Source organism: Parabacteroides sp. AF14-59, assembly GCF_003479515.1.
GTDB lineage: Bacteria > Bacteroidota > Bacteroidia > Bacteroidales > Tannerellaceae > Parabacteroides > Parabacteroides faecis.
Map to the genome: position 1 here is coordinate 9086 of NZ_QUHH01000016.1, position 15310 is coordinate 24395.

The following is a 15310-nucleotide window of genomic DNA, read 5'->3' on the forward strand; positions in this document are numbered from 1 at the left end:
AGAAATAGGAAAGTGTTGAAGTAGTAATATTTCAACACTTTTTCTTTTTCCACAACTATTATCATACATCTTTCATATTGGAGAGTTTGTACAATAAACGTAAAGGATTGTAGGATTCCTATCTTATTATTTCCCGAAATAAAGGGAGTGGAGAATGAAATATAAATTATTGGGGTGGATTTTGTTTCAGGTACTCGTTGGGAGTAAGATTGGTCTTTCGTTTAAAATTACGATAGAATGAATCGGTAGATACAAAACCGGCTTTCTCTGCCAGTACGGATAATTTCTGACCGGAATGGATACGTTCCAGCAAATAATCGATACGGAAATCGTTGATCCATTGATTGAAGTTTTTGCCTGAACAGGTATTGATACATGATGACAAATAGGTCCGGTTGGTATCCAGTATCTTTGCCAGTGAATCAAGCGATATCTCTTTATCGAGGTATAGTTTCCCTGATTTTACTTTCTTTTGAGCTGTACGGAAGAGTATTTCTTGCTGGCTGAGTGGTTTTGCGTTTTCTGGCGATACCGATGTCTGACGTCGTTGTTCTTCTTTCTCCTGTTCTATAAGAATGGCCACGCGCTTTTTCCGCTGGCGGTAAATGTGATAAACAGTTCCCATAAGAGCAATAAAAAGAATTATGCAGGTACCAAAAGCGACCAGTAGACGTTGAGTGTCCATCAATTCAACTTTCTGCATTTCGAGTTTGTGTATCAAATCACTAATTTGCAGACGGTCTATAAGATTTTTGTCATCACGTTCTTTCTCGGCTTTCGTAATGATTTGCTGGATAGAGTCCCGGTATATCAGAAGGTCTACAGCTTTTTTATATTGTTTAGTGGCTCTGCAAAAAGAACTGTAACGAGCAAGGGCTTTTACCTGTATTTCTTGTTGAGCTGGATTGTTAATGGCCTTTTTCATTAAAGGTTCTACTAAGGCAAATGATTTACCGGCTTGTTGATAGTCACCGTTCTTTTGATATAAGGTGGCGAGAGAGGAGTAAGGCGATAAAAAATAAAAAGGAAGAGAGGCTTTGATATCTTTAAAGCGTCCCGTTTGTTTTTGATATTGTACCATTGCTTTATCTAAAAAGAAGAGGGCTGAATCTATGTGACTTTCTGCAAGATAAGTGTCTGCCATATTACAATTAAGAATTATGCTATTGCCTATATTTTTAGTGTTCAAATCTATTTTTGTTAGATAAAGGCGTGCACTATCGGGCTTTTGGAGTTCTAAATAACATGTTGACAATATGGGATAAATAGAAGGGATAAACGTGGCTGCAGAATCTATGTTTACTTTATTTGCATAGCTTATGATTTTTGTGTATTGGTTCGATTTATAGAAAAGGTAGATTAATGAAGAAAAACATTTATTACTTAAATCAGAGAGATTATTATTCATTGCTAATTGATAAGCTTCTTCATATAAAGAAATAGCTTTCTCTTGATCTCCTAATATTGAAAAATAATTAGCGATCGTATGAAGATCTTCAATAACAAGTAATGGTTCATTAGCAGTACGATGTTCTGCCAATAATTCAAACCAAATAGGTAGATATTGCTCGTGCAATCCTCTTTTATTCAGGAATGATGCTTTTATTTTCTTTATTTTCCATTCTTCATCTTTTGAAAACGAATAATCAGCCTCCAGTTCTTCACATAACTGGATACCCTTTATCTCAGCACCAGGTAATCTCTGTTCTACTAATTTTTTGTATAGTTCTAGTAATTGTAATAATATTTTCTTTTTTTCTTTTTTAGCAGCAAGTGGTAAGCTTTCAAACAAAAGACTCTTTTGTTTTAACAATCCATCTATTTCTTCTTCTTCCCTACATGCTATCTGATACAAAATTGTAACTTGCTGATGAGAAGGTAATTTATGTACAGTTAACAATAAAGAATCGAATGGTAAAGAAAGAATAGGAGTAACTTCCAATTCTTTTTTTAATAAATCGGCTCTATCCTGATTTTCATTCTTGCAACTTGTATATAAGAGAATGAGAAGAAATAGATAGTATACTTTCATTTTCTGAGTTAAGTCAATACAATAGCTTCATAGGCACAAGCACTAGAACAATCACCACACCAATCACAACTAAATTGATCGGTAATTATGATTCTCTTATTTTTAAGCTCTAGTAATCTTTTTTTACAAGCATATATACATTCACCACAGACTGTACACTTTTTATAATCGATAGTCCATTGGGTTCTTGGCGCATCCTCTGAGGATTCTGTTATTTTCCCTTCATTGTTTTTCATTATACTAATGTTTTAAAATTGTTAGACAAAATTACATATTCTATTTAAAATAGCAAACCGATACGGACTTCTATTTTTTGAAAATTTTCACGAATGGCATATTGAGGAATGCACTCAAAATTAAAGCCTGCACGGATAAACCATGAAAAAGGAGCAGACCGTGTATAAGTAATGGAAGCATTCATTCCCCAACGTGCCATCGTTTCATAATCGAATACTTGTTGTAATCTGTTGCGATTTTGCCATAATGGAATTTCAGGAGCATTTTCTCCTGATTGTAGTTGTTTTTCATCGAGGATTGATCCTCCTCCTTTTCCATATTGTCCCCCCAAAGAGAGATCGAGCAACGCATTAGGTAATAAAAAATTCCGAACAAATGTGGCATGAACTGTAAACCGATGGATTGGTTGTGTGAATTTAGCCGGATAAAATAGCAATGCACTTTCTGCTTGATAATAGCTGATCCCTGAAAAAATAGAGAAACGAGGATGCCATGCGTCACGTAATTGATCATACTCATAAGTCAGTGCATACCTGCTTGTACGCCGAGTAGAACGAAGCAATTTTCCATCCGATTGCCAGGTATCCGATTCAGTCTGGTGCTGCAACGGATCATAGTTATTCACATGGCCAAAGGTTGCCTGCCATACCCATTCATGTCGGAAAAGGGGAGAAACTCTTTGAAGTTTTCCTTTATAGTCTATTTGCCAGATGTTTGATTCTCCTTCTTTGCGATTTTGTATACGGTTGCTCTCAATGGCTTGATTGATAACACTTCCGTCCACTTCTTGAAATAGTTTAAAAGGACCACGATTGAATCCTAACTGCAAAGAACCACCTACTTCCCGACCAATATAATACCAGTTTACATTTTCACCTACAGATAAGGTTTTAAAGTATCCGAGTGGATAAGCTGCCAGGACTGGATAAGCTGTATGGCTTCCCATATTTTGATAATTCACAGTTTCCTTTCGACGTGTGTAAAGAAAAGAAGCTCCCAACTGTAAATCTCTATACATATATCCCATTCCCGGAGTGAATTGCCATTCCATCCATTGATTCTTATTGCGCGGGTCAATGTCTTTGGCTGTAAGTTGTACCTGATAAGCTGCTTTTGCTCCTAGTAACCAATGTTGGTGAACCGGTAGAGAGAAACCTGCTGCCAATTGATATTGTTCCGAACGTTGTTTTCCACTTATAGAGTCACATAAGTTTATGGCCTGCCAATGATCACCGGTCATTCCATTCCAATTTTGTTCCCCATTTTGATATTGTGTATAACCGATCTTGCCATAAAGAGAAACTTTATTCACCGTCTGGAACGATTCGCTATACACTGAATAAATACTAGTTGAAGCCGGTATACTGACATTTCCCAGATTCCCATTATGATAACTATAGCCTGCTTCCGCCACAGAAAAAGAACGGAAGCGATTGAATGATAGTCCTACTGGATTGTTGGCTGCTAACCAGTTATTATGCTTGTATATTTCCCGGATAGAAGGAATATGCAGCGTGTCGGTTTGAGCAGAAACCATCGTGGATAACGAAAATAAAAATCCGAACAGTACTTCCCGGCTTCTCATAGCACTATTTTGTTTTGAGTGTAGCAGTCGTTACTTCTATATCTTCAGCTGAATTGTTCGTATCCTGATAAACTGTGTGTCCATCAGTCGTACCTGTTTTCTTACGGATAATAGACCTGCCTGAATAGCGATCACCAGGGATATAACATTTACCATTGTCGAGTTCGTTAGGTACTCGCTTGGGAGAATTTGCATCCTTTACACATTCAATGCAGTCGATGACCCATTCTTTGGGAACCATCAGATAACGTTTCTCCTGATTCGAAGCATTTGGGCGTGGTTCGCGGTTCTCCGGGTCTAACACATATTCTTCCGGAGAATCCTGTAGACTGAATACCATAAATGTAGGACCGTTAACGGGGAGTGCATACATAACCAGTAAGGGATTCAGGTTTGCAAGCAATGTCATCGGTTTAACACCGGCTGTAATATTCTGACGCTCAAGACTAACATCCCAAAATCCCCAATCAACACTGGACAGATCGACGGAATTGGCATGCTGAAACTCCCCACCTGTATGATCTACGGCATTTGTTGCTATGGTCGTTTCTTCTCCTGGAGCTAAAGGATACTCTTTTCCACTCCCGGGGAATTGCCAGGTCAGGTCATTTACCGGAATACGTTTCATTTCTGTATATGCCATCCAGGGTGATTCAAGGTTATTACCAGGGTCTACTACGCCGACACACAAACCATCCAGATAAATAGTTTGATCTGAATTATTATACAGAGTTATATACTGGTCAGCTTGATAATTTTCATAATACCCTTTACATCCGCCAAAGTAAATCTCTTTAATCACAAGGGCATTAGTTTTAGCTTGTGATAAAGGAAGTTCTATAATATCCGGTGTTTCTCCCTGATCTGGTAATAGTGCTAATGATTCTATCCTTCCGCTAAAAATTAATCCGGCATTTGTTTGATGGTGTACGGAGGCGGAGTAATAACCAGGTTCTACATCGAGAGAGGCTTGTCCTGTCGAAGAACAATGCAAAGAGTACACGGTTCCCTGATCTTTATTTGTGAGCGTTACTTCCATTTCCTCATAAGGTAATGCAGTATAACCATCAGGAGGTAACAATTGGATATGAACGGAATAAGACTGATCTTCACTTTCCGAGCAGGATGCTAAGGCTAAAATTAAAACGAGTAATAAATAGGATACTTTTTTCATTCGATATTTGTTTTTTATGTAAATAATCAATCAAAACCGAATCGCTATCTCGGCTCCGTAATACAAACCGGGATTTTGAATCGTATATTGTTGCGTACTACAGGTATATTTTTTCGGATTCGATTGCGTAAAATTGTTGGCGCAAAAAGCAACCGACACATAACGACCTATCTCTTTTGTTACCCGAAGATTCAACAAAAAATAAGGGCCGAATGAATCCGTCAAAAATGCAGTTGGCGTGCCTGTAGTCAGTACCAAATCTGCAAAACGTTTGTCATTTGCCATTTCTGGAGTGAAAAGGTGCTGTATGCCTTCACTATCCATATAATATACCGGATTGATACGTTTCTGGTGTTCAGTATCTGTCATTGGATCTCCATCTATACGGTTTCCGTTATCGTCGATCAGATAAATGGGATTATTGTAATTACTTTCCATACCCCGGCGTTGTTTATCCATCCATACGGCTTGTAATGTCAAAGTGGTAATCAGTCCTATACGGGGGAGCTGAGTGATGAACTGGAAACGGGTACTGAATTGTTGCCATACTTTGAGATTGGCAGCGAAACTATTTGTTTCGTAAATGCCGACATACGGATATGGTTTACCGTTTACTTCTATCTGAGGATATCTGGCAGAAAGTGCAGTGTTTTTTTCATGTAAGTTCAGATAACTTCCACTGATAAATAACGAAGTATGTAAAAGATCCCAATGCCCCATGTCGAATGTATATTCTATACCTTGTTTCAACTGTTCAATACCATTATCCGGAGAGGTATAGGTTGCAAAGGTTGTATAAGTAGTATAGGGGAGAGGCTGTCCGTTATTTATCACACCATCGGACGTTAATTCGGGATGCTCGCCTTTGCTGAATAACGGATCATAACGACGGTATGTAAAAGGTTCAACTTGTTCCGATGTACTGAATCCGTTCCGGAGGTGTTCCCGGAACCATACGATATCGGCTTCAACTTGTCCTATTTGCAGGTTAAGTCCTAGTTCTAATTTTTGGTTCACAGGCAAGCGCAGCTTCGGGTTGAACGTACGGTCTGTTGCAAAAGTATGCATCACAGTCAGGCGTTCACCATTTTCCATATCGTTATAGGTAAAGCAATTTTTGTCGGTATAGGACTTATCCGGATACAGGTAAGTTAATATCGGCATCTTATGCATTAGTCCCCAGCCTGCCCGTATACTAAGATGTTTCAACATTGCATCTTTGTTTTGCTCCACCAGAATTTGTTTGAGGTTTATTCGTGGATCGACTGCCGGTGTATAATGGAGTGCCTTTGTTTGGAGTTGGGTGATACGTAAGCCAGCCTGTAATTCCGTTCGCATTTTTCCCATGTGAAAAGAGACTTTGTCTTCTGCAAAAGTTGTATAATGGTTTACAAAAGGAATACTACGGAAAGAACGGCTGCGCACCTGGATCATTTCTAACGGTGGCTGAAGGGGATCGAATACTATACCTTCGCCACGATTGCCTTCTGTACTTATTTCCATTCCTAAAAGAAAGTGATTATATACATTATTATATAACGTATTTCTAAGATTGGCCGTTAGTGACATGTCGGCATATATCGGTTTACCTTCTACCGAAAGATGACTGAAATAATTAGGAGCTAAAAATATTCCTGCCTGTTCACCTGGCTGACGGGTATAAGTAGTGACTTGTTGTGTACCGGAATAATATGTGCTTGATTCATTTTTCTGATAGCCATAAGTTAGTCCGGTACGATATTCCAGATTTGATATCCAGGATTTGTTCAAATTCCACTGACCGTTTGCTGAGAACGAAAGCCCCCGGTTAAAGGCTTTCTGAAATTCACCATCGACCGAATTACGTCCATAGCCTCCTTTATCTCGCATCCAATATCCTCGTAGGTTGAAACGAAGTGATGCCGTAGGGAAATCTTTTGAATGAGCAATTTGAATACCTAACCGTTGAAAAGCCTGTTCCGGTATGCGGGGATCTTGTGCAGAAAGAGCATAATCAGCCCCAAGATGGAGAATGCCGCCATGATTACCGATAGCCATACCTTTACTTATAGAAGCCAGTTTTTCAGTAGCCGTAAAACGTAATCCTACTGTATAGGGTTGTAATCCGGCTTTTGAGTTGACCAATACAACACCACTGGTCGCATCTCCATAACGGGCGGAAGGTATTCCACGTATAACTTCTACCGACTCGATGGAAGCAGGCGACAGTGAACGTATATCGAATCCCGAAAGAACAGAACTGTTAAAGAGACTACTTTGGCCTTCGAGTCCCATTTGCTGCATATTCATATTATTATTCATTCGTATGCCATCCACCAATATGGCAGTTCCCAAAGCATTCGTTGCATTTTCGTATGTAGCACTGCGGATTGTAAAAACGGCAGGTGTGTTCAGGTCAGGGTTGCGGGTAAGTACACCTGGTAATAATTGCGACAGATCAGACAAATCGGTAGCCTGAATATGACGAATGGCATCCTGACCGATCACGGAACTGGTGCCTGGCGTATTTGGTTGGGTGGCAGTAACTATCACTTCCCGAAGACGGATATTAGAGAGGGTATCGGTGGGTATTGTTTTTTCCTGTCCGTTAATGAATAAAGAACATAAAAGAAAGAATATTGCACACCATGTTTTTACCTGACTATATTTGTTCATTCTTGTTGTAAAACTGATAACTGACCGGTATAGTATGTTTTGAGGGGGCAAAATAAGCTATTTTATTTTGTACATTCACCGTCTGAAGTAAAAAAAATTAAAGAATCCTGTATTTATCAACTTTAGTAAGTACATTTGCATTCAACAAATTCATGATGCCATTACTACTATTTAAGATATTAGTTATTTGTACCTCTTTACTATCCTGGGTTGTTTTAAGCATTGCCGGGATTTCTTTGTTTCAGTACAATAAGTATAACAAGAAGATCGCTCTTTCGATTGCCATCGTTTCACTACTTTGGTTTGTTTCTACCTATAATAGTTGGTATGAAGGAGTTTTTCTCTTTAGGAAGATTGCTCTTATGCCCAGTCTGAACAGTTGGGCACTTACATTACTTACTCCCTTGTTTTATCTGTATTTTTGTACTCAGAATAGTGATAAATCATTGAATACACGGCTGTGGATACGACATTTACTTCTTCCGGGAATACTGGCGGGTATATATATTGGAATGATACTTTTCAATCCGGTACCTGATATGCTGATTTATAATTGGTCAGAATTCGAACTTAATTGCCCGGCCTGGTGGATTTCCTTCCGTATCGGTTGTTACTTGCTTTTGATCATACAACTGTTTGTTTATGTACCGAGACTCTTTGATATGAGTAAGGAAATAAGCGATAAAAACATGTATCAAATAAGATTCTTTAAAAGAGAATTATTATATATTTTAAGTTTTTACATTATCTCTGTTGTGAGTATGCTTACTCCCTGTTATATTTGTAATATTCTATATAATTTGTCTGTAACTCTGACGGCTGGATATTTTTTGAGACAATCGGTCTTTTATAGAACTATAAAATACAAAATAGCATTTTCGTTGCAGCCTCACTCAAACACAAGACAAGAAGAGAAAACAGATATTATTATCCTCTCTCCACCGGAAGAAGAACAATTAGCCAAGCATTTAAAAAGGATGTTGAATAATCCTGATCTGACACTCAAAATGCTCGCTCGTGAAGTAGGAAAGAATGCAACGATATTAAGCCGTTACTTCAATCAACAATTAGGGGTCCGCTTTTCAGATTATGTGACAGCCCGCCGTTTGGATGAAGCGGAAGTCTTACTAAAGGATACGGATATAACTGTAATTGAGATTTCGGAGCTGGTAGGCTTTCAGACTTCGTCCACATTTTATCAGGCTTTCAATGCCCGACACAATCTCCCTCCTTCTCAATGGAGAAAGAAAATGAATGTAGAACTTTGAGGTTTGTATTCTGAAATCGTTTATTATTATTCTGAAATCATAAAATTCAAGACTCTATTTATTGCATTAAATTGCTGTTAAACAGTATAATATGATTATGTTAAAATAAGAATCCTTTCGTTGTTAACACATATTGTTTCTAAGCTACATTTGCATATGTAACCTAGGTCGTAAGGCCTATAAAAATGAAACAATATGAATACACCTAATTTGGAAGAACAGACCATTCAGGAAGCTGCTGTCGATACATTGAGCAACGCGGATCAAATTGTATCGGATAGTATATTTATTAAAATACAGGAACATTTCCGTAGAATATTATTTAAAGATATTCTTTATATAGAAGCATCTGGCAGTTATTGCAATGTCTATTTGCAAGGCGGTTCTAAGGTCACGGTTGCATATACGTTAACCGACACTATGCAGCATTTGTCAAATAGCCTTTTCATTCGCGTACACCGTTCTTTCATTGTTAACATAAAACATATCACAGCTTATATCGGTAATATATTTTATGTGGGTGAGCATGTGATACCCATCGGTAGACAATATAAAAAAGAGGCATTATCCCATCTTAATATCTTAGGAATGATCAGTTAATTATAGTAATAATTCATGATGCAATAAATGAAATCATCTATATTGACTCTGCTTGTTTTGCTATTATTTTCTCCTGATTATATATATTCGGTAGAGTCCGATATAATGTCAGGGAATCTTGATAGTCTGCGTTATCGTTTATCTCAAAGCGATAGCACAAAGAACACACCGCAACAATTAGAAATTATACAGAGTTGTATCCATTTTAATAACAATGAGATTAGTAAAGGACTTCACCATGCTTCAAAAGCATTAAAATATGCCCGTAAAGCTGGAGATATAGACATTGAATTACTATCCTTGCAGATGCTTTGTAATGGATACAGCCTGCAAAAAAATGAAAAGGAACTTTCTTATTATACACGTCAATTAAAAGAGGAACAAAAACAGACAATTATAAGGTTACAGGATACAGTCAAGTGTTATCGGATTTATTGTATTATTTTATTAATATACTCCATTTTATTATCAGGTTTTATATACTATCATTATTATCGTCTAAGAGAGAGTAAACGATCCGTTGTTATTACAGGATCTGATCCTTCTCATGTTGACGAAGAAGACAAAGATGAATTTGAACCTGTTTATACATCTATAATTCAGTATGTTGTTACAGAAAAGCATTATCTGGACAAAGTTATCGATATAGCAGAAGTAGGGAAACATTGCCACATAAATAAGGAGCTCGTAAATAAAGTACTGAGTGCAAAAGCCAATATGACGCTTTTGGAGCTGGTGAATAACCATCGTTTGGAACATGCCTGTTCTTTATTGGTGGACGATAGTAATAAGACAGTGGATGCCATAGCTGATGAATCCGGTTTTAAAACAACCCGAACGTTCCTGCGTCAGTTTAAGTCACGATATAATATGTTACCCAGTGAATATAGGCGTAGCGATCCACCTCCTCATTGACAGTCCTTCTATAACAAAGGCAGAACAGAAGTGGGGAAGGATGGGGTGACATTACACTTGTCATGTTATTTATTACAAGTTGTCACCTTCGAAACAAGGATTTGTTTGTCTTATACTAAATAAAATGTTTTATTTGCTAGACTATATATTACATCTAAGAAGAAAACATATGATCCATGAAATAATGAACACTCTCAAATTCCGGCTGGAAGAATATATAACCAGTATTTTGGATTTGCCATATAGTCCCGTACTTACAGGCAATCTGTCCATGAGCGGAGAAGATGAGCCAAATAAACTGGTATTATCAGTTATAAATATAGAGCGTGAAACAGCAATGGGCATCACTGCTATGACTCATCAAAGTAATAATGAAAATGTTTCTATAAGAAAGTTTCCTCCCTGGCATCTGAATCTGAAAATATTGATATCTTCAGTTTTTGAAGATAAACTATATCTAGAATCATTAAAAATGTTTTCAATGGCCATCGGTTTTTTGCAATCAAACTCTTCTGTCAATTATTCAGACGGACGATATTTTACAGTTGAAATGGTTACACTTGATACGCAAGAATTAACGAATGTATGGAGTCTGTTCGGCGGACATTATTACCCCTCTATTGTTTGTAAAATACGCATACTGGAATTTGATGGAAATGAAATTTATGCATCTATGCGAAACATAACGGCTTCCGATGTAAAATAAATTTGTTTAATTGAATAATATTCATAATAATGGATACTTTTAAAATAATATTCCGAATTTCTTTAATTCATGACTTTTATAAGGATAGGAAGTGCCGTGGGATAGACATGAACTTAACAGATGAGACCAGACAGTTGTTTAACCGACGTGGCATTCTCTTCCGGGCAATTGGAATTGGGGAATGGGCTTTGATTTCGGTGAATGATCGGTCACCGGATATTTCGGATGAGCTGTCTTTGGTTTTGAAAGTGCGCGATTCTGATTTTTTCTATTATACAGAATCATCTGATGTATTAAAAAATATATCAAGGGGTAAAATAGTTATTCCATTCCAGTTTGCAGGAACAGATAATATGGTTCTGTATTTTCAAGCCCGTAAGGTTTATTGGGTTTATAAATTCATATCTAGGAGGAAGAATGAAGAGCGTAAGCTGGAAATAAAGAGTACGGATAAAAACTTCACGTTTAAGAAAGTGGAATTTATAGAAAAAGAAAATTCCTATTATTGCTGTTCGGAAACTAAAATCAGATTAAAAGAATCATATGATTTTCGTTTAAGTCTGACTGAGAATATTTCTCTAGGTGGCGACTTGCATACAACTGAAACAAAAGTACTGATCAGCGGAATGCCATTCCCGAAGCCGGGACGTATATATACAGATGATATACACTGTATACAAGAAATTATATACATATAACGAATTAAATTAGTAATCATATAAATCATTCTACCATGGGAACATACAAAACGCCAGGCGTTTATATTGTAGAGAAAAATGCATTTCCAAATTCGGTTGTAGAGGTTGAAACCGCAGTTCCGGCTTTTGTCGGATACACAGAGAAAGCAGATGACGGAAGTCAGTCATTATTGAACAAACCTTTTCGGATTTCATCTATGAGTGAATTCGATGCTTATTTTGGAGGGGCAAATAACAACGTAAAGTATACTGTAACATCAAAAGAAGAAGCAAATGCATCAAAAGATGATTTGATCTTTAATAATGGTACTGATAAAAAATATTATGCTGTTACTACCGATAATACATTATTCATGTTGTATTATTGTATGAAAATGTTCTTTGCGAACGGTGGTGGCCCTTGTTTTATTGTTTCTGTAGGAAATTATACAGATAAGGTAGCTGTAGAGACAATCACTGCCGGAATTGACCTCCTGAAAGAGGAAAGAGAGGCAACGATGTTATTGGTTCCGGATGCAATGGCATTGGATGCAAAGGAATATGCTAATATACAGACTGCTATGCTTAGCCATTGTGGAGAAATGCAGAACCGGGTTGCATTGTTGGATTTTAAATATGAAAAGGATGCTGATATAGTAACTTTTCGGGATGGTGTTGGTTCCAGCTATCTGTCGTATGGAGCGGCTTATCATCCCTGGCTCAATACTTCTGTTTTGTCAGAACGTGATGTAACAGACTCTTTTTTGTCAGATGGCAGTTTGGATGAAATACTGAGTGATAGTGGCATTTCTAGAGAGGACCTTGGTAACGATAAATCTGCCTGGCACAATATTCTGTATCAAAATAGTCTTTTATATAAAGCTGTTATTACTGAAATACGCAGACAATTAAATTTATTACCTTCTGCTGCTGCTATGGCAGGTATTTATACAGCAGTTGATAATGCCCGTGGTGTGTGGAAAGCACCAGCTAATATTTCTGTAAATAATGTGATATCCCTGTCTCACACAATAACGAATGATGATCAGGAACTACTGAATGTTCCCTTGAACGGTAAAAGTATCAATGCAATCCGTTTTTTTACAGGGGATGGCATAAAGGTTTGGGGAGCACGTACATTGGACGGAAACTCTTTGGATTGGCGATATATCAATGTACGTCGTACGATGATCTTTTTAGAAGAATCAGTAAGGAATGCAGCCCGTGCTTACGTATTTGAACCGAATGTTGCCTCGACTTGGTTGAATATGAAGGGGATGATTGAAAATTTCCTACGTGGAATATGGAAACGCGGAGGTTTGGCAGGGGCTAGTCCTGAAGATGCTTATAGCGTACATGTTGGTCTGGGCGATACAATGAGTGCTCAGGATATTTTGGATGGAATACTTAGAATAACAGTACTGGTAGCAATCAGTCATCCGGCTGAATTTATTGAAATAACATTCCAGCAACAAATGCAAAAATCATAAAACATTGAAGATATGGAAACAATGAAAACTCCCGGCGTATATATAGTGGAAAAAAGCGCCTTCCCAAATTCGGTTGTTCCTGTTGCAACGGCTGTACCAGCCTTCATAGGACACACTCAAATAGCAATGAATGGGACCAAGTCTCTTCTGAATGTACCTTTCCGTATTACTTCAATGCTGGAATATAATAAATATTTTGGAGGAGGACCTCAGCCGGAATACTTATTGTCTGTTGAAAATCAGAAAGAGATTGAGGGTGCTATAGAAAAACTAGAAAAGAAAGATAATGAACTAGAAAATGTTGATATCACAAAAGCTATAAACACCATACAAAATTTGCAGGAGGAAGCCAATAATCTAATTTCAGCACTTGAAGAGAAGAAACCTGAAGGTGAAACGACAGTCATAGCTGATAGGATTATAGCAACAGTAGTTATATTAGAAGATGATGTTAAAACACTTGAATATGACAATATACCTTCAGATGTGGCTAATATAAAGACTGTAGCAGATAATGTGAAAGAATTAATATCACAACCAGATGTAGCAAAATTAAAGGCCAATGATATTATAATAACCTCTAAGAATATACAGGTAAAAATCAATAATATAGTACCTAAGTTAAAAAATGAAAGAAAACAATTAGTAGAAGCAGTTAATACAGAAATAAAAAAACTTTATAGTGTTAGTGAGTCATTATGGAGCATCTCAGAAGCCCCAACAATACTCAATACATTATATTATAATATCGTTCTGTTTTTTGCTAATGGGGGCGGTGCCTGTTATATCGTATCGGTAGGAGATTATTCGGAAGCTTTCACCTCGGAAGATTGTGAAGCAGGTCTTACTCCTTTAACTAAAGAAATGGAGCCGACTATGTTGATTATTCCTGAAGCTGTAAACTTAAGTTTTGAAGAATGGAAAAAGACAATGGAGTATGCGTTAGGACATTGTGACACTATGAAGAACAGAGTAGCTATATTGGATATTTTTGAAGGATATAAGCCTCAGAATGATCCTTCGGGTGATGTTGTGAAAAATTTTCGTGAAAATATAGGATCCATATCTCTTGATTATGCAGCAGCTTATTATCCTTGGATAAATGCCTCTGTTGTAAGTGAGAGCGATATTGATACTTTTAATTTAACTACAGAAAGTGCAAAACTCTTACTTACCATTATGCAATATGAACTGGGGTACAAGAGTATAAAAAAAATAGAGCAAACAGATAATAAAGAAAATGCAACAGGTGTGGAAAAAGCCGATGAAGTTGAACCGGACTACAAACTGTTGAATACCCTTTTGCAAAGTAGTCCTTTCGGTGCTTTGGTAAGAAAAGAAATTTGTAAGAAAATAAATCGATTACCGGTTGCTGCTGCTATGGCTGGCATTTATACAAAAACGGACAATACCCGTGGCGTATGGAAAGCACCAGCCAATGTATCGATCAATAAGGCTGTATCCCCCACAGTAAATCTAACAAATAATGCTCAGGAAGACTTGAATGTCGATATATACGGACGAAGTATTAATGCGATCCGTTATTTTAAGGGAGAAGGTGTAAAAGTCTGGGGTGCTCGTACTCTGGATGGAAACTCCGGTGACTGGCGTTATATAAATGTACGCCGCACCATGATCTTTCTGGAAGAATCGATAAAGAATGCAGCCCGTGCTTACGTATTTGAGCCGAACGTAGCTTCGACCTGGTTGAATATGAAAGCTATGATTGAAAATTTCCTTTTGGGGGTATGGAAGCAGGGCGGACTGGCTGGGGCATCTCCTGAAGATGCTTATAGCGTACATGTCGGATTAGGTGATACTATGACACCGGAAGATATTCTGGAAGGCATACTCCGTATCACAGTCCTGGTAGCGATCAGTCACCCGGCTGAGTTTATAGAGATCACGTTCCAGCAACAAATGCAGAAATCGTAGTTTATAGTAACAATTAGTTTAACATTAAAAATAAAG

Annotated in this window: 12 protein-coding genes; 7 read left to right on the forward strand and 5 right to left on the reverse strand. The window is 37.5% G+C overall.

Features of this window, described 5'->3' with window-relative positions:
* Window positions 1-166: 166 nt before the first annotated feature.
* The 5 genes from DWW23_RS16700 to DWW23_RS16720 are packed head-to-tail and all read right to left on the reverse strand — an operon-like array spanning window position 167 to window position 7683.
* A complete protein-coding gene (locus tag DWW23_RS16700) occupies window positions 167-2032 on the reverse strand; it encodes a helix-turn-helix domain-containing protein (RefSeq protein WP_122354409.1) in 1866 nt (621 codons plus the stop codon).
* Between the two features lie 8 nt (window positions 2033-2040).
* The gene (locus DWW23_RS16705; RefSeq protein WP_122354410.1) at window positions 2041-2268 is read right to left on the reverse strand and encodes a 4Fe-4S dicluster domain-containing protein; all 228 of its coding nucleotides are present in this window, start codon (window positions 2266-2268) and stop codon (window positions 2041-2043) included.
* A gap of 44 nt (window positions 2269-2312) precedes the next feature.
* A complete protein-coding gene (locus DWW23_RS16710) occupies window positions 2313-3854 on the reverse strand; it encodes a DUF6850 family outer membrane beta-barrel protein (protein WP_122354411.1) in 1542 nt (513 codons plus the stop codon).
* Between the two features lie 4 nt (window positions 3855-3858).
* A complete protein-coding gene (locus DWW23_RS16715; RefSeq protein ID WP_122354412.1) occupies window positions 3859-5028 on the reverse strand; it encodes a DUF4876 domain-containing protein in 1170 nt (389 codons plus the stop codon).
* Between the two features lie 30 nt (window positions 5029-5058).
* The gene (locus DWW23_RS16720; RefSeq protein ID WP_122354413.1) at window positions 5059-7683 is read right to left on the reverse strand and encodes a TonB-dependent siderophore receptor; all 2625 of its coding nucleotides are present in this window, start codon (window positions 7681-7683) and stop codon (window positions 5059-5061) included.
* A 977-nt stretch (window positions 7684-8660) separates the two neighbouring features.
* On the opposite strand from DWW23_RS16720, the gene DWW23_RS26765 reads away from it, so the two are divergent.
* From DWW23_RS26765 to DWW23_RS16755, 7 genes are all read left to right on the forward strand, one after another.
* On the forward strand, window positions 8661-8951 hold the full coding sequence (locus DWW23_RS26765) for a helix-turn-helix transcriptional regulator (protein WP_229801055.1): 291 nt from the start codon (window positions 8661-8663) through the stop codon (window positions 8949-8951).
* Between the two features lie 195 nt (window positions 8952-9146).
* Complete coding sequence (locus DWW23_RS16730; RefSeq protein WP_122354415.1) at window positions 9147-9551, forward strand: LytTR family DNA-binding domain-containing protein; 405 nt, start codon at window positions 9147-9149, stop codon at window positions 9549-9551.
* Window positions 9552-9578: 27 nt separating this feature from the next.
* The gene (locus DWW23_RS16735; protein WP_122354416.1) at window positions 9579-10466 is read left to right on the forward strand and encodes a helix-turn-helix domain-containing protein; all 888 of its coding nucleotides are present in this window, start codon (window positions 9579-9581) and stop codon (window positions 10464-10466) included.
* A gap of 184 nt (window positions 10467-10650) precedes the next feature.
* Window positions 10651-11172 carry a DUF4255 domain-containing protein gene (locus tag DWW23_RS16740; protein WP_233564375.1) on the forward strand — a complete coding sequence of 174 codons (522 nt, stop codon included), beginning with the start codon at window positions 10651-10653 and terminating at the stop codon, window positions 11170-11172.
* 29 nt (window positions 11173-11201) lie between these two features.
* Window positions 11202-11870 (forward strand): hypothetical protein, encoded by a 669-nt coding sequence (locus DWW23_RS16745; protein ID WP_122354418.1) that lies wholly within the window; start codon window positions 11202-11204, stop codon window positions 11868-11870.
* Between the two features lie 35 nt (window positions 11871-11905).
* Window positions 11906-13339 carry a phage tail sheath subtilisin-like domain-containing protein gene (locus tag DWW23_RS16750; RefSeq protein ID WP_122354419.1) on the forward strand — a complete coding sequence of 478 codons (1434 nt, stop codon included), beginning with the start codon at window positions 11906-11908 and terminating at the stop codon, window positions 13337-13339.
* Between the two features lie 12 nt (window positions 13340-13351).
* Window positions 13352-15274 carry a phage tail sheath C-terminal domain-containing protein gene (locus tag DWW23_RS16755; protein WP_122354420.1) on the forward strand — a complete coding sequence of 641 codons (1923 nt, stop codon included), beginning with the start codon at window positions 13352-13354 and terminating at the stop codon, window positions 15272-15274.
* The last annotated feature ends 36 nt before the right edge of the window (window positions 15275-15310 follow it).

Coding starts and splice junctions, on each gene's coding strand:
- DWW23_RS16700 (WP_122354409.1), bottom strand. CDS start 2,032: ATGAAAGTATACTATCTATTTCTTCTCATTCTCTTATATACAAGTTGC.
- DWW23_RS16705 (WP_122354410.1), bottom strand. CDS start 2,268: ATGAAAAACAATGAAGGGAAAATAACAGAATCCTCAGAGGATGCGCCA.
- DWW23_RS16710 (WP_122354411.1), bottom strand. CDS start 3,854: ATGAGAAGCCGGGAAGTACTGTTCGGATTTTTATTTTCGTTATCCACG.
- DWW23_RS16715 (WP_122354412.1), bottom strand. CDS start 5,028: ATGAAAAAAGTATCCTATTTATTACTCGTTTTAATTTTAGCCTTAGCA.
- DWW23_RS16720 (WP_122354413.1), bottom strand. CDS start 7,683: ATGAACAAATATAGTCAGGTAAAAACATGGTGTGCAATATTCTTTCTT.
- DWW23_RS26765 (WP_229801055.1), top strand. CDS start 8,661: ATGTTGAATAATCCTGATCTGACACTCAAAATGCTCGCTCGTGAAGTA.
- DWW23_RS16730 (WP_122354415.1), top strand. CDS start 9,147: ATGAATACACCTAATTTGGAAGAACAGACCATTCAGGAAGCTGCTGTC.
- DWW23_RS16735 (WP_122354416.1), top strand. CDS start 9,579: ATGAAATCATCTATATTGACTCTGCTTGTTTTGCTATTATTTTCTCCT.
- DWW23_RS16740 (WP_233564375.1), top strand. CDS start 10,651: ATGAACACTCTCAAATTCCGGCTGGAAGAATATATAACCAGTATTTTG.
- DWW23_RS16745 (WP_122354418.1), top strand. CDS start 11,202: ATGGATACTTTTAAAATAATATTCCGAATTTCTTTAATTCATGACTTT.
- DWW23_RS16750 (WP_122354419.1), top strand. CDS start 11,906: ATGGGAACATACAAAACGCCAGGCGTTTATATTGTAGAGAAAAATGCA.
- DWW23_RS16755 (WP_122354420.1), top strand. CDS start 13,352: ATGGAAACAATGAAAACTCCCGGCGTATATATAGTGGAAAAAAGCGCC.